Annotated in this window: 19 protein-coding genes and 1 pseudogene; 8 read left to right on the top strand and 12 right to left on the bottom strand. The window is 55.2% G+C overall.

Annotation, left to right across the window (positions count from 1 at the left end; translation table 11 throughout):
- Positions 1 to 30 precede the first annotated feature (30 nt).
- Both P0Y67_RS05465 and rfaD read right to left on the bottom strand, forming a co-directional pair.
- On the bottom strand, positions 31 to 756 hold the full coding sequence (locus P0Y67_RS05465) for a glycosyltransferase family 25 protein (RefSeq protein WP_342391052.1): 726 nt from the start codon (positions 754 to 756) through the stop codon (positions 31 to 33).
- Between the two features lie 71 nt (positions 757 to 827).
- Positions 828 to 1,772: an ADP-glyceromanno-heptose 6-epimerase gene (rfaD, locus tag P0Y67_RS05460; RefSeq protein ID WP_342391051.1), complete on the bottom strand. Its 945-nt coding sequence runs from the start codon at positions 1,770 to 1,772 to the stop codon at positions 828 to 830.
- Positions 1,773 to 1,956: 184 nt separating this feature from the next.
- Here rfaD and P0Y67_RS05455 point away from each other — a divergent pair, with 184 nt between their 5' ends.
- The 3 genes from P0Y67_RS05455 to tdh all read left to right on the top strand — a co-directional run bounded on the left by P0Y67_RS05455 (position 1,957) and on the right by tdh (position 5,023).
- Positions 1,957 to 2,604 (top strand): TetR/AcrR family transcriptional regulator, encoded by a 648-nt coding sequence (locus P0Y67_RS05455; protein WP_342391050.1) that lies wholly within the window; start codon positions 1,957 to 1,959, stop codon positions 2,602 to 2,604.
- 130 nt (positions 2,605 to 2,734) lie between these two features.
- On the top strand, positions 2,735 to 3,928 hold the full coding sequence (locus P0Y67_RS05450) for a glycine C-acetyltransferase (RefSeq protein WP_342391049.1): 1,194 nt from the start codon (positions 2,735 to 2,737) through the stop codon (positions 3,926 to 3,928).
- A gap of 63 nt (positions 3,929 to 3,991) precedes the next feature.
- Positions 3,992 to 5,023: an L-threonine 3-dehydrogenase gene (gene tdh, locus P0Y67_RS05445; RefSeq protein ID WP_027250583.1), complete on the top strand. Its 1,032-nt coding sequence runs from the start codon at positions 3,992 to 3,994 to the stop codon at positions 5,021 to 5,023.
- A 58-nt stretch (positions 5,024 to 5,081) separates the two neighbouring features.
- Here the strand turns inward: tdh and P0Y67_RS05440 are convergent, their stop codons facing one another.
- Genes P0Y67_RS05440 through gpmM form a run of 3 tightly spaced genes read right to left on the bottom strand, consistent with a single transcriptional unit; the run spans position 5,082 to position 8,564 of the window.
- The gene (locus tag P0Y67_RS05440) at positions 5,082 to 5,801 is read right to left on the bottom strand and encodes a divergent polysaccharide deacetylase family protein (RefSeq protein WP_342391048.1); all 720 of its coding nucleotides are present in this window, start codon (positions 5,799 to 5,801) and stop codon (positions 5,082 to 5,084) included.
- Between the two features lie 49 nt (positions 5,802 to 5,850).
- The gene (locus P0Y67_RS05435) at positions 5,851 to 7,017 is read right to left on the bottom strand and encodes a peptidoglycan DD-metalloendopeptidase family protein (RefSeq protein ID WP_342391047.1); all 1,167 of its coding nucleotides are present in this window, start codon (positions 7,015 to 7,017) and stop codon (positions 5,851 to 5,853) included.
- Positions 7,018 to 7,025: 8 nt separating this feature from the next.
- Entirely contained in the window at positions 7,026 to 8,564 is a 1,539-nt protein-coding gene (gene gpmM, locus P0Y67_RS05430) for a 2,3-bisphosphoglycerate-independent phosphoglycerate mutase (RefSeq protein ID WP_342391046.1), read from the bottom strand.
- Positions 8,565 to 8,990: 426 nt separating this feature from the next.
- Between gpmM and P0Y67_RS05425 the strand changes: the two genes are divergently transcribed.
- The 4 genes from P0Y67_RS05425 to cysE all read left to right on the top strand — a co-directional run bounded on the left by P0Y67_RS05425 (position 8,991) and on the right by cysE (position 12,028).
- A complete protein-coding gene (locus tag P0Y67_RS05425; RefSeq protein ID WP_342391045.1) occupies positions 8,991 to 9,425 on the top strand; it encodes a rhodanese-like domain-containing protein in 435 nt (144 codons plus the stop codon).
- Positions 9,426 to 9,536: 111 nt separating this feature from the next.
- Positions 9,537 to 10,007 carry a protein-export chaperone SecB gene (gene secB / locus P0Y67_RS05420; RefSeq protein WP_027250588.1) on the top strand — a complete coding sequence of 157 codons (471 nt, stop codon included), beginning with the start codon at positions 9,537 to 9,539 and terminating at the stop codon, positions 10,005 to 10,007.
- Positions 10,008 to 10,020: 13 nt separating this feature from the next.
- A complete protein-coding gene (gene gpsA, locus P0Y67_RS05415) occupies positions 10,021 to 11,037 on the top strand; it encodes an NAD(P)H-dependent glycerol-3-phosphate dehydrogenase (RefSeq protein WP_342391044.1) in 1,017 nt (338 codons plus the stop codon).
- A 169-nt stretch (positions 11,038 to 11,206) separates the two neighbouring features.
- Positions 11,207 to 12,028, top strand: coding sequence for a serine O-acetyltransferase (gene cysE / locus P0Y67_RS05410; RefSeq protein WP_027250590.1), 822 nt, complete (start codon positions 11,207 to 11,209; stop codon positions 12,026 to 12,028).
- Between the two features lie 71 nt (positions 12,029 to 12,099).
- On the opposite strand, the gene trmL is transcribed toward cysE, so the two are convergent.
- From trmL to P0Y67_RS05380, 6 genes are read right to left on the bottom strand one after another with little or no spacing between them, the layout of a single operon-like run.
- Positions 12,100 to 12,564 (bottom strand): tRNA (uridine(34)/cytosine(34)/5-carboxymethylaminomethyluridine(34)-2'-O)-methyltransferase TrmL, encoded by a 465-nt coding sequence (gene trmL / locus P0Y67_RS05405; RefSeq protein WP_342391043.1) that lies wholly within the window; start codon positions 12,562 to 12,564, stop codon positions 12,100 to 12,102.
- A 43-nt stretch (positions 12,565 to 12,607) separates the two neighbouring features.
- Positions 12,608 to 13,360, bottom strand: a complete 753-nt coding sequence (locus P0Y67_RS05400; RefSeq protein WP_342391042.1) for a sulfite exporter TauE/SafE family protein — start codon at positions 13,358 to 13,360, stop codon at positions 12,608 to 12,610.
- The gene (locus P0Y67_RS05395) at positions 13,357 to 14,151 is read right to left on the bottom strand and encodes an SDR family NAD(P)-dependent oxidoreductase (protein WP_342391041.1); all 795 of its coding nucleotides are present in this window, start codon (positions 14,149 to 14,151) and stop codon (positions 13,357 to 13,359) included. The genes P0Y67_RS05400 and P0Y67_RS05395 overlap by 4 nt, the downstream gene beginning before the upstream one ends.
- The gene (locus P0Y67_RS05390) at positions 14,144 to 15,097 is read right to left on the bottom strand and encodes an SDR family oxidoreductase (protein WP_342391040.1); all 954 of its coding nucleotides are present in this window, start codon (positions 15,095 to 15,097) and stop codon (positions 14,144 to 14,146) included. Before P0Y67_RS05390 ends, P0Y67_RS05395 begins: the two co-directional genes overlap by 8 nt.
- Entirely contained in the window at positions 15,094 to 16,020 is a 927-nt protein-coding gene (locus tag P0Y67_RS05385) for a bile acid:sodium symporter family protein (RefSeq protein WP_342391039.1), read from the bottom strand. Before P0Y67_RS05385 ends, P0Y67_RS05390 begins: the two co-directional genes overlap by 4 nt.
- Positions 16,021 to 17,316, bottom strand: coding sequence for a flavin-containing monooxygenase (locus P0Y67_RS05380; protein ID WP_342391038.1), 1,296 nt, complete (start codon positions 17,314 to 17,316; stop codon positions 16,021 to 16,023).
- A 206-nt stretch (positions 17,317 to 17,522) separates the two neighbouring features.
- Between P0Y67_RS05380 and P0Y67_RS05375 the strand changes: the two genes are divergently transcribed.
- Entirely contained in the window at positions 17,523 to 18,512 is a 990-nt protein-coding gene (locus P0Y67_RS05375; protein WP_342391037.1) for an AraC family transcriptional regulator, read from the top strand.
- On the opposite strand, the pseudogene P0Y67_RS05370 reads toward P0Y67_RS05375, so the two are convergent.
- Positions 18,482 to 19,321: pseudogene (locus P0Y67_RS05370) on the bottom strand (ATP-binding protein); the annotation flags it as partial. The gene P0Y67_RS05375 and the pseudogene P0Y67_RS05370 overlap by 31 nt on opposite strands.
- Positions 19,322 to 19,372 lie beyond the last annotated feature (51 nt).

Below are 19,372 nucleotides of genomic sequence, written 5' to 3'. Positions count from 1 at the left end.
AGTGGTTCATATTGATAAGGCTGATTATTTTTATTTTATGCTTTTCAGCTTTCTCATAATAGTTTCATAGGTTCTGAAACCTTCGATGTACAGTTTGTGGGAGAATCCCACAGATTGTTTCTGTTTGCGGGTGGAGCCAATCGTAGTCGCGGTTTGCGAGCGTTCAAACACTGACGGATAGACATGGTAGGCATGAATGCCGTGTCGCCAGGGCTTTTCCATATAGTCATCGACCGGCTCGATAAACAGCTGGGCATTGTCCAGGAAACTTTTTGCGGCAACCGGTGTAATGATATAAGCGCTGGTACCGCAGGTGCCTTTTTGGTAAACACCGATTGAGTGGGTATCTGAGACAGCAAACAGAGCTTTAAATGTGTTTGGCTGATGCGCTGACAGTTTAATGTAATGGTATTGTTCAATGTATGGCTGAATGTCAGCCAGCACGGAGTGAACGTCAGCCAGCACGTTGACATTGTCTTCGAGGATCAATATTGGCGTATCCAGTTCAAGGCACTTTTCCCACAGGGCATAGTGACTGGCAAAACAGGCAACTTCAGCCGGGACCAATTGATAGCCTTTTCGTTTGAAGGTTAGCGCTGGTGTGGCCTTTTCACTGTGCAGGAAATGCTCAGAGTCAATGCCATCAACGGCATCAAAAAACTGGAAAGGGATTCCAGCCTGAGCCATTAACGTTTGCATGTGCTCACGGCGATGAGAAGACCGCGCTAAGCTGACAACGAAAGTTGGTATAGTCATCAAATCAATCTTTTTATACAAGTCAGCGACACCCAGAGCGAATCAGGGTGTCGCTGAAAGGTTTGTTAGTATTAGTCGTTCAGAATCGCCATATACTCAGCGACGCCTTCGGCAACGGTTTTAAACGCTTCGTTATAACCGGCGGCACGGACTTTAGTCAGATCTGCCTGAGTATAGGCCTGATAGCGGCCTTTCAGGTGCTCAGGAAATGGGACAGATTCTACCTGACCTTTGCCGTGATGCTTAATAACGGCATCTGCTACGGCCTGGAAGCTTTCTGCCCGGCCTGTACCGCAGTTGAAAATGCCAGAGACGCCATTTTGCCAGAACCACAAGTTCACTTTGCAGACATCGCCAACATAAATGAAGTCGCGTTTAAAGGTATCTGACCCTTCAAATAACTTCGGCATTTCGCCTTTTGCAATTTGTTCATTCAGGTGGAACGCCACCGAGGCCATGCTGCCTTTGTGCTGCTCACGCGGGCCGTAGACGTTGAAGTAACGGAAACCGGTAATTTGTGACAGCGTTTCGCCGTGCGCTTCGGCGTCTTGCCACAGGCGGCGGACATAGTTGTCAAACAGCTGCTTGGAGTAACCGTAAACGTTCAGTGCACCTTCGTAGGCTTTTTCTTCAATGAAATCACGGTCACGGCCGCCGTAAGTTGCGGCGGAAGAGGCATACAGGAACGGGATCTCGCGCTCCAGGCAGAAGTGCAGCAGCTCTTTGGAATACTCGTAGTTATTGAGCATCATGTATTTGCCGTCCCACTCTGTGGTAGCAGAGCAGGCGCCTTCGTGGAAGACGGCTTCGATCGGGCCAAAGTCATCACCCGCCATGATTTGGGTGATGAAATCTTCTTTGTCCATATAATCGGCGATATCTAAATCGACCAGATTGGCAAACTTGGTACCGTCTTTGAGGTTGTCGACGACCAGAATGTCGCTATAACCTTGTTCATTGAGCGCTTTTACAATGTTGCTGCCGATCATGCCGGCGCCACCAGTCACTATAATCATGGCACTTCCAGTTTTGTCAGATGGACCCGGTGGTAAGAGGCCTGAAGCGTAGCAGAAGAACTGCACCACCGCGTCAAAATTTAGTCAGTAGTTATGATAACATCATCAGGGTTTGTTGATCTTGATTTTGACCCACATAAGATAACAAACCGAGACTGCCCAGGGCGACGCAAGTGAGAGGCTTATGAAAACCCGCGATAAAATCATCCATGCTGCATTGGAGTTGTTTAATGACGGAGGGGAACCCAACGTCACCACCAACCATATTGCGGCACATATGGGCATCAGCCCAGGCAACCTGTATTACCATTTTCGTAATAAAGAAGAGATTATACACAGTATTTTTGATGAATACGCTCAGGATTTGCGGGTTCGCTTCCAGCCGCGGGAAGAGGCGGTGTTGTCGGCTGACAGCCTGCTGCAATACCTGGATGCGGTATTTATGCTGATGTGGCGCTACCGTTTCTTCTACGCCAATCTGCCCGATATTCTCAGCCGGGATCCAGTGTTGCAGCATAAGTATCTGGAAGCGCAGGAAAACCTCCATCAGGATATTATGGTGGTGATGCGCCATTTTCGTTCCTTAGGGCTGGTCACTCTGAACGATGACGATTTGCTTAGCCTGGCAACCACCCTCAAGCTGGTGGCAACCAGCTGGATCAGTTACCAGACCGCCCAGGCACCTGGGGCTAAAATTACCAAAGCTGTCATCTATCAGGGGGTGCTGCAGATGCTTTCAGTAATAAGACCTCTGACCAGTACGGAGGGGCGGGATGTCGTTCTTCAACTTGAATCACATTATTGTGATCAAGTGGAGCGGGATGTTTCATAGTTGTCGACTGAGTAGAGTTTAGCTCTTAGAATTCGGCAAACTTTGTAACATTGTGGCGAATGATTGCTAATTTAATAGTAGGTTGTTCGCTAAAAGTGGCAAATACGCCTTTACATGTTTGGAGAGCAAGATGTCAGCTGCCTTTTATCAACAGATCGCCGATCAGATTCAGGAAGTGAAAGCAGAAGGATTATACAAAAGTGAGCGTGTAATCACTTCTGCTCAGGAAGCCAATATTGCGATTGCCAGTGGCGATCAGGTATTGAATTTCTGTGCCAACAACTACCTGGGTCTGGCTAACCACCCGGCGTTGATTGAGGCTGCCAAACAAGGCATGGATGAGCACGGTTTTGGTATGGCTTCAGTGCGTTTTATCTGCGGTACGCAGGACGCACATAAAGAGCTGGAGAGTAAGCTGTCGGCCTTCTTAGGCATGGAAGACACTATCCTTTACTCTTCGTGTTTTGATGCAAATGCAGGTCTGTTCGAGACCATTCTTGGCCCTGAAGATGCCATTATTTCAGATGCGCTGAACCACGCTTCTATCATCGACGGTGTGCGTCTGTGTAAAGCCAAACGCTTCCGCTACGCCAACAATGACATGGCCGAGCTGGAGCAGCAGCTGATCGCCGCCAATGACGCCGGCGTGCGCCACAAGCTGATTGTGACCGACGGTGTTTTCTCTATGGATGGCGTAGTAGCAAACCTGCCGGCTATCTGTGATCTGGCGGATAAGTATGATGCGCTGGTAATGGTCGATGATTCCCACGCCGTTGGCTTTATGGGTGACAATGGCCGTGGTACCCATGAATACCACGACGTGATTGATCGTATCGACATCATCACAGGTACGCTGGGTAAAGCCCTGGGCGGCGCGTCCGGCGGTTATACCTCAGGTAAGAAAGAAGTGATCGACTGGCTGCGCCAGCGTTCTCGTCCTTACCTGTTCTCTAACTCGCTGGCCCCGGCGATTGTCTCTGCCTCTATCCGCGTGCTGGATCTGCTGGCAGAAAGCAGCGATCTGCGTGCTACGCTGTGGAAAAATGCTGAGCAGTTCCGCACCCGTATGTCTGACGCCGGTTTCACGCTGGCTGGTGCTGATCATGCCATCATCCCGATTATGCTGGGTGATGCCAAGGTAGCCGCCGAGTTTGCTGAGCGTGCCCTGAAAGAAGGCATTTACGTGGTGGGCTTCTCTTACCCTGTGGTGCCGAAAGGCCAGGCGCGTATCCGTACTCAGATGTCTGCCGCGCACAGCGCAGAACAGCTGGATAATACTATCGATGCGTTTATCCGCATTGGTAAAGAGATGGGCATCATCTGATAATCACCGACTTTGCTGCAGGAGCGGTGTGATACCGCTTCTGGGCTACTTGTGGAAAGCATCATGAAAATTAAAGCATTAGCAAAACTGAAACCGGAAGAAGGCATCTGGATGACAGAGGTCGACAAGCCTGAACTGGGCCATAACGACCTGCTGATCAAGATTAAGAAAACCGCTATCTGTGGTACTGACGTCCATATCTATAACTGGGACGAATGGTCACAAAATACGATTCCAGTCCCTATGGTGGTGGGTCACGAATACGTGGGTGAAGTGGTCGCGATTGGCCAGGAAGTCCGTGGTTTTGACATCGGTGACCGTGTTTCCGGTGAAGGCCATATCACTTGCGGCCACTGCCGCAACTGCCGTGGCGGCCGCACCCATCTGTGCCGTAACACTATCGGTGTGGGTGTTAACCGTGAAGGGGCCTTTGCTGAGTATCTGGTGATCCCGGCGTTCAACGCCTTCAAGATCCCGGACAACATTTCTGACGATCTGGCGTCGATTTTCGACCCGTTCGGCAATGCTGTGCACACTGCGCTGTCTTTCGACCTGGTGGGCGAAGATGTGCTGATCACAGGTGCCGGCCCTATCGGTATCATGGCGGCGGCGGTTGCCAAGCACGTAGGTGCCCGTCATGTCGTGATTACTGACGTGAACGAATACCGACTGGATCTGGCCCGCAAGATGGGTGTGACCCGCGCGGTCAACGTGGCAGAGCAGAAGCTGGAAGATGTGATGGCGGAGCTGGGCATGACAGAGGGCTTCGATGTCGGTCTGGAAATGTCGGGTGTGCCTGCTGCGTTTAACAGCATGCTGTCAAGCATGAACCACGGCGGTAAGGTCGCTATGCTGGGCATTCCGCCATCGAGCATGGGTATCGACTGGACTCAGGTGATTTTCAAAGGCCTGGTGATCAAAGGTATCTATGGCCGTGAAATGTTCGAAACCTGGTACAAGATGGCGAGCCTGATTCAGTCTGGTCTGGATCTGAGCCCAATCATTACCCACCACTATAATGTGGATGACTTCCAGCAGGGCTTTGATGTCATGCGCTCCGGCCAGTCCGGTAAAGTCATTCTGAGCTGGGACTGATTTCCCCCTCAGATACAAGCAAACGGAACGGTGTGCCTCGGCACACCGTTTTTTTTGGTCAGCTGCCGGCGGGAAACAGCTCAGACAGGCGAACCAGGGTGACCTGCTGCTGAATTTCGGGCAGCATGGCAGTGAGTGTCGACAGCGTGATTGGGTGCGGGTGGCCTATCGCGATCACAGTGCCTTGTTTTTTCGCCTGCAAGACGGCCCGTTTCAGCTGACGGCGGATGAAGGTTTCGGTCGGGACATGATCCAGGAAAACATGGCGGCGCAGGGCGGGAATGTGTGCCGCCTGGGCTTGTGACTGCGCGACGGACCTGGCCGTGGTGCGGCTGTCGAGAAAGGCCAGATGCTCTTGTTTGAGCACTTCCATCACCCAGCCCATAGCGGTCGGATTCTGGGTCAGGGCGCTGCCCATATGATTATTGACCGCCACCGCGCCCGGCACGCGTGTCAGCGCAAAGCGGAGCTTGCTCTGAAGCTCTTCCTTGCTCATGGCCTCGGTCAGGGTGGTCATTTCAAGCGGCGCCGTCCTGCTCGGCTGCATCGGCATGTGGAGCAGCACGTCTCTGAATTCCTGCCGGGCCTGACGGGCGGTCAGCTGGTCATAAGGGGTCTCGGGCAAGATGGAGACACTGATTTGCGGCGGGAGTGCTGATAACGGGGAAGGCATATGCTGATAACCCAGATCATCAATCACAATCGCCAGTCTGGCCGCTTGTGCCGGCGATGCCAAGAGCCACAGCCAGACCAGACCTACACTGAATAACCCCTTCATTCGAACCATCCTTGTTCTGCTAATGGGTGCTGCGTGTCATAAAATGTGGTTAACGGGTCAGCCAGGGCTGCGGATTGGTTGGCGTGCCTTTACGGCGGATTTCAAAATACAGTCCCGGTGATTCCTGCCCGCCGCTGTCGCCAACTAAGGCAATGGCTTCGTTACGCTGCACAGTATCGCCCACTTTTTTCAGCACAGTCTGGTTATAACCGTAGAACGTCATGTCACCTTGGCCGTGATCCACGGCAACCATCAGGCCGTAGCCGCGCAACCAGTCGGCAAAGACCACTTTCCCGCCATGTACGGCTTTTACTTCGCTGCCCACAGCTTGACCGATCACCATGCCTTTCCAGCGCAGCTCACCCTGAAGCGGGCTACCGTAGGCGTGGCGAATTCTGCCCGAAACCGGCCAGGGCAATTTGCCTTTGTATTTGCCCAGTCCATCCATATTGACTCTGGCCTGGCGCGCCGCTTCCTCGGCGGCTTTGCGGGCTTTGGCAATTTCGGCGATCAGGCGTGATTCATTGCTTTTCAGTTCGGTTAAGTAGCGTTTATCTGCGTTCAACTGGCCCTGTAATTCCCTGACCGTGCTTTTACGCGCCTGCTGGCTGCCCAGCAGTGTCGCCCTGTCTTTTTTCAGCTGGCTCAGCAGGGTTTGCTGCTCATTACGCTGTTCGCTGAGCTGATGTTTTTTGAGCTGCAGTTCGGTATCCGTGGCGGCCAGTTCATCCAGCGCATGGCTGCGAGCCTGGCTGAGGTGCGAGGCGTAGATGGCCATTCGGTCTAACCGGGCAGGGTCGCTTTCGCCCAGCAAGTTGGCGAGCGGCGAGGATTTGCCCATTTTGTACTGGCTGGTGAGCAGTTCTTTCAGCAGCTCACGCTGGCCAATCTGGCGTTGTAGCAGCGCCTGCTGTTCTTTTTCCAGTTGGCTGATAGAAAGTGTCAGGCCGTCGACCTTTTGCTCGGCGGCGTGAATATTGCCGGCCGCTCTGGCGATGGCCAGTTCCTGTTGTTTCAGGGTTTTCTGGACATCGTTGAGTTGCTGTTTTTTATCGCTCAGCTGTTTTTGCTGCCGTGCGATTTCCTGCTTCATGCCATCAAGCTGATTCTGACCGTCAGCATACACGGATGCGCTGAACACCAGGCATAACAAAGCGCCAGTGCCTAAGGCACTGGCGCGGAGTGTACCGATGACACAATAAAATAATTCCCGCATGGCAGGGATTATTTCAGATCGTACAGCACCTGACCAGTCATCTCTGACGGGATTTGGAGCCCGGTCAATGACAGCATGGTTGGCGCCAGATCAGACAGCTTACCGCCGTCTTTCAGGCTGATCTGCTTGTCGCCGACATAAATCAGCGGCACAGGCAGGTTAGTGTGGGCGGTATGAATGCCCCCGGTTTCCGGGTTCACCATCATTTCAGCGTTACCGTGGTCAGCGGTGATCAGCAGCTGTCCGCCCGCTTCTTTAATGGCTTCAACCACGCGGCCGATACTTTCATCAATCGCTTCACAGGCTTTCACCGCCGCATCGTACACACCTGTGTGGCCGACCATGTCGCCGTTCGGGTAGTTACAGATGATCATATCGAATTCGCCGCCTTTGATGGCCGCGACCAGCTTGTCGGTCAGCTCAGGGGCGCTCATTTCAGGCTGCAGATCATAAGTGGCGACCTTAGGAGATGCCACCAGGGCGCGGGATTCGCCGTCAAACTCGGTTTCGACACCGCCGTTGAAGAAGAAGGTCACGTGGGCATATTTCTCGGTTTCAGAAATGCGCAGCTGGGTTTTGCCTTGTTTCGACAGCCATTCGCCCAAGGTGTTGGTCAGGCTTTCCGGCGGGAACGCGGATGGCAAATCGATATCGGCGGCATATTGGGTCAGGGTCACGAAGTGCAATGCCGGGAACTGTTTGCGTTCAAAGCTGCTGAAAGCAGGCAGGAAGGCGCGGGAAATCTGACGGGCCCGGTCGGCACGGAAGTTCATGAAGACAACTGCATCACCGTCCTGCATGGCAGCATCAGGCTGGCCGTCGGCACGCAGCACAGTGGCTTTGACGAATTCGTCGTTTTCTTCGCGGGCATACGCAGCCTGCAGGCCTTCGACGGCAGAGGCGGCGGTGAAATCCCCTTTGGCTGCGGTCAGCAGCTCATAGGCAGACTCGACACGCTCCCAGTTGTTATCCCTGTCCATGGCGTAGTAACGGCCAATCAGAGAGGCGGTGCGGCCTTTGCCCAGCTGGGCAAACAGCGCGTCGAAACGTTCCAGAGAGGCTTGTGCGCTGCGCGGTGGCGTGTCACGGCCGTCCAGGAAACAGTGCAGGTAAATATGCTCGGCACCGCGGTCTGCCGCCATTTTCACGGCCGCTTCAATGTGATCTTCGTGGCTGTGAACACCGCCCGGTGACATCAGGCCCATGATGTGAACGGCTTTCCCCGCTGAGATAGCGCTGTCCATGGCTTTGACCAGTGTAGGATTATGCTGGAATTCACCGTCGGAGATGGATTTGGCTATGCGGGTCAGATCCTGATACACCACGCGGCCGGCACCGATATTGGTATGGCCCACTTCTGAGTTACCCATCTGGCCATCAGGCAGACCCACGTCCAGCCCGGAGGCCTGGATCAGGGTGTTGGCTTCATGCGCCATCAGGTTATCCAGTACCGGGGTGTTGGCGTTGGCAATCGCGTTATTTGCGGTATCTTCGCGGTATCCCCAACCGTCCAGAATCACCAGAGCCAGTGGTTTCTTAGCAGACATAAGCTGTCCTCTCCATAAATGTGAACAATCTGAAAATGTAGACCAATTACCTCAACATCCGGCGCTAAAGTCGCTTCAAGGCGCTCAGGTAAGTAGTCAGGTCGGTAATTTTACTACAAAACTACCGCTGCTTTGTAGTTCAGATCAAACATTGCTGTAAATGGTTTGTTATCTTTACTCCCTAGAATATATTCATTTCTACTGTGTAACGTAAGATCTGAGAATGCGTTTTTTTCTATTGTAGTTATAGGCGGCGCCTTGCGATATGTGGTTTATTGCGCAGAAAGCAGTGAGCCGTAACGCGTAAATGTGGCGGGTGGCTGTACATCATTCCGGCCACAGGTATACTCAGTTTCCTTAATTTTGGTTGAATCTTGCCACTGTGCGGGAATCCGGCAGGCAGTAAAGGTTAATAGAGCGAAAATCATGCAGCAATTCATAGAGTTTGTTACGAGTAATCCCATTTTGTCACTGGTCTGGGTTGGCCTGGTTCTGGCCCTGATCGCTTCCATGGTGAAGCAAAAAACCGCGGGTTATGCCGTTGTTACCCCTAATCAGGCGACAGTGCTGGTCAACCGTGAAGACGGCGTTTTTGTCGATATTCGCAGCAAAGATGAGTTCCAGCGTGGCCACATTGCAGGCGCACTTCACATTTTACCAAGCGAAATTAAAGCCGAGAACTTTGGACTGCTTGAAAAGTATAAGTCAGCCCCCATCATTGTGGTATGCAAAACAGGTCAGACGGCGCAGGAAAGTGCCAGCCTGCTGCACAAAGCGGGTTACGCTAAAGTTAGCCTGCTGAAGGACGGATTGATTTCCTGGAATGAGGCCAATTTGCCTCTGGTGCAGGGAAAGAAGTAAGTTCTTGAACTCTCAGGTGGCTGACGGTGTCAGCTGCCCTTTATTTCAGGCCGGAAGCTTCCGGTAAAAATGACAGATTTCTTAACGAAATCATCAAAAAAGGACAATAACATGGCTGAAGCAGCGACCAACGAAGCGCAACAGAACTTCCAAATCCAACGCATTTTCCTGAAAGACGTGTCTTTCGAGGCGCCAAGCTCGCCGGAAATGTTCCAGAAAGAGTGGAACCCGGAAGTGAAATTGGATCTGGATACGCAGAGTCGTGAGCTGGCGGAAGGTGTGTACGAAGTTGTGCTGCGCCTGACAGTCACAGTGAACAATGCGTCAGAAGCGGCGTTCCTGTGTGAAGTTCAGCAGGGCGGTATTTTCTCTGTCGCCGGTATGGAAGCGCCACAACTGGCCCATTGCCTGGGTGCATTCTGCCCGAACATCTTGTTCCCATACGCACGTGAAACTATCTCCAGCCTGGTTGTCAAAGGCACTTTCCCGCAACTGAACCTGGCGCCGGTTAATTTTGACGCCCTGTTCATGAACTACCTGCAAAGTCAGGCGGAAGGTAACCAGGAAAGCACTCAAGCCTGATTGGCGACACAGCATGACCTCAATCACTGATAACGCAATAACGATGACAGTGCTGGGTGCCGGTTCTTACGGCACCTCGCTGGCCATCTCGCTGGCCCGTAATGGCGCTAATGTCATTTTATGGGGCCATAACGCTGCGCATATGGCGCAGCTGGAAACAGATAGGGCCAACGAGGCATTTCTGCCTGGCGTGGCCTTTCCGGACTCGCTGATCCTGAGTGTGGATCTGGAAGCCGCCGTCAAAGCCAGCCGGGATTTACTGCTGGTGGTACCCAGCCATGCTTTTGCCGATGTGCTGAAACAGATGAAGCCTTTTCTGCGTGATGATTCGCGGATCTGCTGGGCCACGAAAGGGCTGGAGCCGGAAACCGGACGTCTGTTACAGGATGTCGCCCATGAGATCCTGGGTGAGGAGGTGCCTCTGGCTGTCCTCTCCGGGCCGACGTTCGCGAAAGAGCTGGCCGCCGGTTTGCCCACCGCGATTGCGGTGTCGTCACCGGATGCCGGGTTTGTTAAAGATCTGCAGGATAAGATTCACTGCGATAAAAGCTTCCGGGTCTACAGCAATAACGATTTTATCGGCATGCAGCTGGGTGGCGCGGTGAAGAACGTGATTGCTATCGGTGCCGGTATGTCGGACGGTATTGGTTATGGTGCCAATGCCCGCACCGCCCTGATCACCCGCGGACTGGCCGAGATGTGCCGTCTGGGTGCGGCGCTGGGTGCGCAGCCGGAAACCTTTATGGGTATGGCCGGGCTGGGCGATCTGGTGCTGACCTGTACCGACAACCAGTCGCGCAACCGCCGTTTTGGCTTGGCGCTGGGGCAGGGCAAACAGGTTGATGAAGCGCAGCACAGTATCGGCCAGGTGGTTGAAGGTTATCGCAATACCAAGGAAGTCTGGGTGCTTGCCCAGCGCTTCGGGGTGGATATGCCGATCACCGAGCAGATTTACCAGGTGCTTTATCAGGGTAAAGATGCGCGTGAGGCCGCCAGAGATCTGCTGGCGCGGGCCAAGAAAGACGAGTGATCGGCTGGAAAAGGGGCCTTACCGGAATGACACAGCGCGGGCAAAAAAGCCCGCGTTGTTTTTTTTGCTGAGAAGTTTAAAGTTATAACCATTATCAGCAGTCGATGCTCATCAGGTGAGTAGGGTGCAGGCTATGGTGCAAACACATAAAGGATATACAGGGGACGACGTGAGGGAGTGTCAACAGCAAGCCGTCTGGGAGACGATTAAGCAAGAGGCCAAGGTGCTGACTGAGCAGGAGCCCATGCTGGCCAGTTTTTACCATGCCACCATCATCAAGCACGATAATCTGGGTGCCGCGCTCAGTTATATACTGGCGAACAAGCTGGCCACCCCTTCGATGCCCGCAATGGCAGTACGGGAAGTGGTGGAAGAGGCCTATATCGCGGACAGTATGCTGACGGAATCGGCCGCGTGCGATATTCGCGCCGTCGTAGACCGTGACCCTGCTATCAACAAATTTTCTGTGCCGCTTCTGTATCTGAAGGGCTTTCACGCTTTGCAGGGCTATCGGGTCGCCAACTGGTTGTGGAAACAAAAACGCGAAGCACTGGCCATTTATCTGCAAAATCAAATTTCAGTCACCTGTCAGGTGGATGTGCACCCGGCGGCCCGCATCGGCCAGGGCATCATGTTTGACCACGCCACCGGTATAGTGATTGGCGAGACGGCAATTATCGAAAACGATGTGTCTATCTTGCAGGATGTGACGCTGGGCGGGACAGGCAAAGAGTGCGGCGACCGTCACCCTAAAATCCGTGAAGGGGTGATGATAGGCGCCGGTGCCAAAGTGCTGGGGAATATTGAAGTGGGCGAAGGGGCCAAGATTGGTTCGGGTTCAGTGGTGCTGGCACCTGTGCCGCCTCATACCACAGTGGCGGGTGTACCGGCGAAAATTGTCGGCCGTCCGAGCAGCGACAAACCTTCCATGGATATGGATCAGCAGTTCAATGGCATTTACCAGACCTTTATCGCCGGTGACGGTATCTGAGTGCCAATCGTCTTCAATCTCTCATCGTGTAAAAGGGGTCGGCAGACCCCTTTTTTGTCTTTCTGCCCGGGCTATCTGGCGCCGGCAAAATCAAACTGACGCCAGGCCTCATAGGCAATGATGGCGGCTGCGTTGGAGAGGTTCAGGCTGCGGCTGTCCGGATGCATAGGGATGCGCAGCCGCTGCGCCTGGGGCAGGCTTTCAATGATGTCTGCCGGCAGGCCGCGGGTTTCCGGGCCGAACAGCAGTATGTCGCCGTCCTGAAACCGGGCCTGGGTGTGGTACTGGGTGGCTTTGGTGGTGCAGGCAAACAGGCGGCGACCGGCAGTGGCGGCCAGGAAAGCCTCAAAGTTGGCGTGACGATGCACATGGGCCAGATCGTGGTAATCCAGACCGGCACGGCGTAGTTTTTTTTCTTCCAGATCAAAGCCTAACGGCTCAATCAGGTGCAGATGCGCACCGCAATTGGCGCACAGGCGAATAATGTTGCCCGTATTGGGCGCAATTTCAGGTTCGTACAGGGCGATATCAAACATGGTCAGGCTACAACAGCGGCAAAAACACTATTGTAGCCTGCATTCATGGCCAGGAACCAGTGTTGAGCGCTGCCCAGGAAAACAATGTGTTGGTCATCAGAATCAGCCCGACGACCAGCAGGACACCAAACACCAGCTTGCTGAAGTGCGCCTGATCGATACTGTGATGCAGCTGGTTACCGATAAATGCCCCTATGCCGACACAGGGCGCCAGCCAAAGCAAGGTTTCCCGGTAGGGTGCCAGTTCGCCGGCCAGGATAAAATACAGGGTCAGGCAACCATTGAGGCTGAGCCAGACCGTCAGCAAGGTTGCCCTGAACTGGGTTTTATCCAGCGAGGTGCGGGCCAGCGCATAGACCAGCAGCGGGCCGCCGGAGGCGAACAGGCCGTGGGTGATCCCGGCCGCGGTGATGGTGGAGTGCCGCCGCAGTGCCGGCATCTCAACCGCCGCCGGTTGCAGCAGGGCTCGGGCGGCGAACCAGATGATCAGGCCGGCAAACAGGGTTTTGCTCAGCAGTTCGGGGACATAGGGAGTCAGCACAACGCCGACGGCTGTGCCAACCAGCATCATGGGCAACACGGTACGCAGCAGGAATGAAACCTGTATGTGCTGTCTGAGCTGCCAGGCCAGCGGCACCGTCATCAGCAGATTGAGCGGCACCAGAATATGCACCAGTGATGCCATATCCATCACCAGCGCCCCCAGCGACAGCGCCAGCACTATACTGCCAAACCCCGTCATGGCTTCAATACCAAAGGCCAGAATAATCGCCAGGCCCAGCCACACCAATGTCATGATTTCACCTCAAGCTCAGTGGCAAATTTCTGGCTCATCAGGTGCAGAAAAACCCGCGGCAGCAAGCGGTACAGCAGGCTGGAAAAATGGGTAAAGGCATCCGGGAACAGTCGTTCTCTCTTTTGCTGGATGGCAGTGACAATCTGCTCGGCCATCCATGAGCTGGTGCGCATTTTGCCAACCATAGAGCGTTGATGGCGGCTGCGTCCCCCGTCGCCATTAAGGGCGTTGTGCTCTATAGGGGTGTCGAGAAAGCTGGGGTAGACCATCAGCACCGTGACGCCGTCGCTGCGCATTTCGGCCCGGAAGGTTTCGAAATACTGGTGCAGGGCCGATTTAGAGGCGCAGTAACCGGCCCGGCCCATAACCGGCATCCAGCCTGCCATCGAGCTGATGTTGACCACTTTGGCCTGGTGTTGCACCAGCAGCGGCAGCAGCCCCTGGGTCAGGCGGACCGGCGCGAAGAAGTTCACCGCCATGACTTTTTCTATCACTGCCGGTTGTGTAATACGGGACAGCGAGCGGTGGGTAATACCGGCATTGTTGATCAGCAGCGCAATCTCAGGCTCGCGCTGCCGGATATCAGCCATCAGGGTGTCTATGGCATGGCTGTCAGCCAGATCGCAGACAAAAAAACGGCTGTCTTCCAGCGTGGCGGCCAGCTCCGTCAGCTTAGCCTGGTCCCTGTCTATCAGATACAGCCGGTAGCCATATGACAGACGAATGGCCAGATCGCGGCCCAGCCCTGAGGCGGCGCCGGTGAGGATGGCGACAGGTTTGTGTTCAGTCATGCTGGCACCCTCTGGCCGGGATCAACCCTTGCTGGCTGGCATAATATTCGAACACCTCCAGCGAGGTTTTCTTCGGGATATAGCCAAAATCAAATTTCAGCGCGTAGTTTGCCAGTACGGGGCGATAGCGAAGAAAGTCCAGTTGCTCGGGGCCGTATTGGGTCAAACGCAGCAGCTTGCCAATGCGCAGGGCGGTTTTCAGCAGCCAGGCCGGCAAGTCCCGGGTGTCTTTCCCGAGAATGTTGGCGATCTGGTGAACGCTGAGGGCGCCGTCTCCCGCCAGATTAAATTGCCCCGATTTATTTTGGCTGACCCCCTCGGTGATGATATCGACCACGTCCTGATCCCAGATGAAGACAAACGGCGACGGCGAGCCTTTAACGGCCAGCAATTTGTCTTTGCGGAACAGATCCGTGATCAGATTGTTGGTCTCAGCGCCCAGCACAGTGCCCGGGCGCAGGATCAGCTGTTGCAGTTCCGGGTAGGCGACGCGGTAGCTGGCCAGCAGCTCTTCCACCAGCCGTTTGTGGTAGCTGTAGGAAAAATGCCGGTTGCCCCGCAGCGGGTCGGACTCTCGCAGCCACTCGGCATTGTCGGCATGATAGCCGTAAGCGGCGCCGCTGCTGGTCACTGTCAGATGGGCGACCTGGTTGGTGATACAGGCTTTGAGCAGGTTTTCCGTCCCGTTGACATCAATGTCATAGTCTCTTTGCCGGTCACGGGATGGCTGCACAATACTGGCCAGATGGATGACATGGCTGATGTGGTGACGTCCGATGAACTCGCTCAGCGCGGCAGAGCGAATGTCCATTTTCTGGTAGGTGATGCCCTCAGGCTGAGCATCCTGAATATCAATACCAAATACCTCGGCGTGCCGGGCGAGGCGCGCACTGAGCTGCCGGCCCAGATAGCCCTGGCAGCCGGTGATTAAAATTCGCTGCGTCATAAGGTCCCTTTATGCTGTTCGCGCGTGGATGAAACGGGTGAGGTGAGGGCGGCGTGGCGGTTATCCAGCCGGTGCCAGCAGTAGCACAGTCCCATGCCACTGATCAGATGCCAGATCCCCCAGCCTGCGGCAATAATGGCCATACCGGTCAGATCGCCGAAAAAGGTGAAAATGATGCCCAGTCCCAGGCCGGAGTTCTGCAGCCCGACTTCGAGTGTGATCGCCCGGCGATCGGCAACCGGCAACTTCATGGCCCATGCACAGAGCCAGCCGATAGCCAGCGCCAGGGCATTGTGGAAGATAACGGCCAACAGGAAGACACTGGCGCCGGCGATAAAGCGCGGCCAGTTAGTGATCAGCGCGATGGCGACAAAGCCGAACAGGGTGAGCAGCGAGATGATGCGGAAAAAGGGTTCGCTCCGTTTGGCAAAGCCGGGGGCCATCTGGCTGCAGATCAGTCCGAGCGCCAGCGGCAACGCCAGTACCAGTGCCACCACAATAAACAGGCTCTCCGGTGGCACGGCAATTTGCTTCAGCAACTGGGCGGTGTGCGGGTTCATGCTGGCATAGAACATGAAATTAAAGGGGGTCATGAAGGCCGCGGCGACACTGGCGATTCCAGTCATACTGATGGACATGGCCGTGTTGCCTTTGGCCAGATAGGTGACGATATTGGAAAAGCTGCCGCCGGGGCAACTGGCGACCAGGATTAATCCCAGCGCCACTTCGGCGGGCATGGGCACCAGCAGGGTGAGCAGCCAGGTCAGCGCCGGCATCAGCACAAACTGGGCGGCCAGCCCGGTCAGGGGGCCTTTGGGCTGACGGACGACCTGGCGGAAGTCGGCCGGTTTGAGACTCAGGGCGATGCCAAACATCATCATCGCCAGGATCAGATTCAGTAACAGCAGGCTAGTGCTCGACATTCAGCTCTCCCATTGCAGCTGGCGAATTTCGTGGTTCAGCGCCGCCAGATAATCGGCTTTGTGTACATAGTAGGCCATCCGCTCTACGTTCAGGTACGCAATGCCGCCATCAATTCTGCGGCTGGCCTGCTGGCGGACTTTGTGCATGAATTTTTCCGCTTCGGCCGGTTTCTCATGGCGGGCCCGGATAAAACGGGCCACCAACTGCGCCTGATCATCGCGTCCCTGCCAGCCAAGACCTGAGGCTTCCACCATCCCCATCACAAACAGGTTGTCATGCTGTGGCGTGAAAATATTGAGGTACAGGCCAGGTGCATCACCGTCCCAGTTCAGGTGCTGGCGGTCAATAAAGGGATAATGCAGAGAGTAGCCGGTGGCCTCAAGGATCAGATCATACTCTGCTTCCTGCCCGTCCTGAAAACGCGCACCAGTCGGCAACAGTTGCTCAATCGATGGCCGCACGCCAATATCACCGTGCCCTATGTGGTGCAGGAACATGGAATTGACCACAGGGTGGGATTCATACATACGGTAGTCGGGGTCTGGCAGGCCAAACTGGCTGGGTTTGCCGGAGATCAGCCGGACCAGGGTGCCGTCGACCATTTGCTTCAACCGGTTCGGTAAGCGCACTTTGCCGCCCAGGGTATCTGTGGGGACGCCCGCCACAAATTTCGGCAGGAAGTAATACCCGCGGCGGATCACCATGTCAACCGAGCGGGCGCGATGCACGGCATCCACCGCAATGTCGCAGGCACTGTTACCGCAGCCGACAATCAGTACCCGTTTTCCGGCAAAGACCTCGGCGCTTTTATAATCGCTGCTGTGAAATTGCTCACCCTGAAAGTCACCGCCAAAGTGGCCCCGTCTGGGGTGATGCAGCGTACCATTGGCCAGCAATACCCCGGATGCCATCAGGGTAAAGGTTTCATCATGCTGACGGTAAGTGACCAGCCAGTTGCCCTGACAAGGTTCCACCTTCTCCACCCAGGCGTTAAAACGATAGTGGCCATACAGATTAAAGTGCCGCGCATAATCCTGAAAATAGCGGCAGAGCTGATCATGTTTCGGGTAGGTGGCCACATGATCCGCCATGGGAAAATCAGAGAACTCTGTCATTCGCTTGGAGGAAATCAGGTGAGCCGATTGATACATGGTACTGGTCGGGCTGCTGATGTCCCACAGCCCGCCGACATCGGCATGGGCTTCCAGCCCGATGACAGGCAATCCTTGTTCGGCCAGGCGGCGCACTGTGCACAGACCCATAGGCCCGGCTCCAATCACAATGTAGGGATGCATACTGAATGACTCTCTGTTTAGGTCCTGAATATTATCATTAACTTTTTGTTAACACTTTGCTATGGCCCAGACGGGACGTAAACAGGTTAATTCGGGACCTGATGACCCGAAATAACAGCCGGGTTCCGAGCCGTATCACAGTGCCCGCAGACGGGCCTGTGGTATAAACGACCGCAGTATGAGGAAGCATAACCCGGGTCAGCACTATGTATGCCAGCACTGTTACATCAGGATTCAGCAAAGCGATTCTTAAATTTCTGCCGTCTTTGGGGATAGCTCTGCCGGACGCGCTGCGACGTCAGGTGGCTGCCTGTCCGGCCGGTGAGCGCTTGCCGCTGTCGCTGCAGGATCAGCTCTGGCAGGCGATAGCGGATCACGCCGATTGTGACGGGGTCGGGTTGCGAATTGGCCGCCACCTGCAGATCGATCAGTTTGATATGCTGGGCTTTTTGTTACTCAGCAGTGTTAATCTGGCCGGTGCAGTGGACAATCTGCTGCGGTTTTCCGACCTGGTCGGAGAAGGGGGACGCTTTGCCCGGTTCCACAGTCAGGAAGGCTGGCATCTGGTCTACCGTCCTCATTTTGAGGCGGCCAGAGCCGCGCGGCTGGAAGCCATTTTTGCCAGCGTGATGCAGGGCGCTGCCGTGGTCGCCAGCGGCCCGGTGATCCCTAAGCTGGTCGCGTTCGAGCATTCGCCTCAGGCGCCGCTTGCCCTGTACCGCGAGGTGTTTGGCGATACCCAGATCGGTTTTGCCCGGACAGGGAACTACATGGTTTTCAGTGATCAAGACTGGCTGTGCAGCCGGCGCGACATCCAGCCGGAATTGCAGGCTCAGCTGATACGGCTGGCCCAGCAGCAGATGAAACGCCTGGCCCCCGCCTCGTTTCTGGAGCAGATCAGCCATCTGCTGACACAGCAACCCGGCCTGACCCGAGCCCAGACCGCGGCCTTGTGCAATCTCAGCGAGCGCCACCTCAACCGCAAGCTGGCGGATTTTGGTTTCAGCTTCAGGGCATTGTCTGAGCAGATAAAAAAACAGCAGGCCCTGCAGATGCTGAACCAAAAGGGCAGTACCCAGGCTAACCTGGCGCTGCATTTTGGCTATGCGGATGACAGTGCCTTTGCCAAGGCGTTCAAACGCTGGACCGGCATGGGGATCCGGGACTACCGTGCTTCCGGCTGCGACAACGAGTGACGTTGGCTTTTCTGTGCCAGCGGCAGCATCAGGGTCACTCTCAGTCCGCCCAGCGGGCTGTGGCTGGCGGTGATGCTGCCATTATGCTGACGAATGGCATTTTCTGTGATCGCCAGCCCCAATCCGGTGCCGCCGCTGTGGCGATCCCGGGCGGTTGAGACCCGGTAGAAAGGCCGGAAAATGTCTTTCAACTGATCATCGGGCACCCCTTCGCCGTTATCGTCTATGGTCACGGTCAGCGAGTGGTCATTGGCGCTGAACTGGACTTCGATGCGATCTTTGCTGTAGTAGATGGCATTACGAACGACATTTTCCAGTGCGCTGATCAGCAATTCTGCGTTGCCTGCCAGCGGCCAGGGCAGCAGCGGGCTGCAGGCCAGCGATTTCTTATGCTGGCTGGCCTCGAATTCGGCATCATCCAGCATCTCCTGCCACAGACTGACTGCATCGCTGTATTCGCGGGTTTCCTGCCCGTGTATCTGCATTCGCGACAGTTCCAGTAGTTTGGCAATCATGGCTTCCAGCCGCTCCGCTTCGGTATCAATCCGTTCCAGCTCTGCGCTGTTGCCCTGCTTGCGCTGGGCCAGGGCGGTCGCCATGCGAAGCCGGGTCAGCGGAGAGCGCAGCTCGTGGGAGATATCCGACAGCAGCCGCTGTTGCCCGCCTATCATCTGATTGACCGAGCTGACCATCTGATTGAAGCTGGCACCGGCCTGGCGGAATTCGCGCGGCCCGGAGGATTCGAGCGTCGGATCCTGAGTGAATTGTCCGCTCGCCACCCGTTGTGCCGCTTCCTGCAGTTTGCGCGCCGTTTAACGATGATATTCGGTACGCCAGTGCTTCTCTGGCGAGCTGTAAAC

The organism is Photobacterium sp. SP02, assembly GCF_038519165.1.
In the GTDB taxonomy this organism is placed as follows: Bacteria; Pseudomonadota; Gammaproteobacteria; order Enterobacterales; family Vibrionaceae; genus Photobacterium; species Photobacterium halotolerans.
The sequence above is the reverse complement of the archived record's forward strand: the minus strand, read 5'-3'. Positions and strand labels throughout refer to the sequence as shown.

Bases quoted from the DNA above. Each gene is read 5' to 3' on its own strand.
- P0Y67_RS05465 (WP_342391052.1), bottom strand. From the start codon at position 756: ATGACTATACCAACTTTCGTTGTCAGCTTAGCGCGGTCTTCTCATCGC.
- rfaD (WP_342391051.1), bottom strand. From the start codon at position 1,772: ATGATTATAGTGACTGGTGGCGCCGGCATGATCGGCAGCAACATTGTA.
- P0Y67_RS05455 (WP_342391050.1), top strand. From the start codon at position 1,957: ATGAAAACCCGCGATAAAATCATCCATGCTGCATTGGAGTTGTTTAAT.
- P0Y67_RS05450 (WP_342391049.1), top strand. From the start codon at position 2,735: ATGTCAGCTGCCTTTTATCAACAGATCGCCGATCAGATTCAGGAAGTG.
- tdh (WP_027250583.1), top strand. From the start codon at position 3,992: ATGAAAATTAAAGCATTAGCAAAACTGAAACCGGAAGAAGGCATCTGG.
- P0Y67_RS05440 (WP_342391048.1), bottom strand. From the start codon at position 5,801: ATGAAGGGGTTATTCAGTGTAGGTCTGGTCTGGCTGTGGCTCTTGGCA.
- P0Y67_RS05435 (WP_342391047.1), bottom strand. From the start codon at position 7,017: ATGCGGGAATTATTTTATTGTGTCATCGGTACACTCCGCGCCAGTGCC.
- gpmM (WP_342391046.1), bottom strand. From the start codon at position 8,564: ATGTCTGCTAAGAAACCACTGGCTCTGGTGATTCTGGACGGTTGGGGA.
- P0Y67_RS05425 (WP_342391045.1), top strand. From the start codon at position 8,991: ATGCAGCAATTCATAGAGTTTGTTACGAGTAATCCCATTTTGTCACTG.
- secB (WP_027250588.1), top strand. From the start codon at position 9,537: ATGGCTGAAGCAGCGACCAACGAAGCGCAACAGAACTTCCAAATCCAA.
- gpsA (WP_342391044.1), top strand. From the start codon at position 10,021: ATGACCTCAATCACTGATAACGCAATAACGATGACAGTGCTGGGTGCC.
- trmL (WP_342391043.1), bottom strand. From the start codon at position 12,564: ATGTTTGATATCGCCCTGTACGAACCTGAAATTGCGCCCAATACGGGC.
- P0Y67_RS05400 (WP_342391042.1), bottom strand. From the start codon at position 13,360: ATGACATTGGTGTGGCTGGGCCTGGCGATTATTCTGGCCTTTGGTATT.
- P0Y67_RS05395 (WP_342391041.1), bottom strand. From the start codon at position 14,151: ATGACTGAACACAAACCTGTCGCCATCCTCACCGGCGCCGCCTCAGGG.
- P0Y67_RS05390 (WP_342391040.1), bottom strand. From the start codon at position 15,097: ATGACGCAGCGAATTTTAATCACCGGCTGCCAGGGCTATCTGGGCCGG.
- P0Y67_RS05385 (WP_342391039.1), bottom strand. From the start codon at position 16,020: ATGTCGAGCACTAGCCTGCTGTTACTGAATCTGATCCTGGCGATGATG.
- P0Y67_RS05380 (WP_342391038.1), bottom strand. From the start codon at position 17,316: ATGCATCCCTACATTGTGATTGGAGCCGGGCCTATGGGTCTGTGCACA.
- P0Y67_RS05375 (WP_342391037.1), top strand. From the start codon at position 17,523: ATGTATGCCAGCACTGTTACATCAGGATTCAGCAAAGCGATTCTTAAA.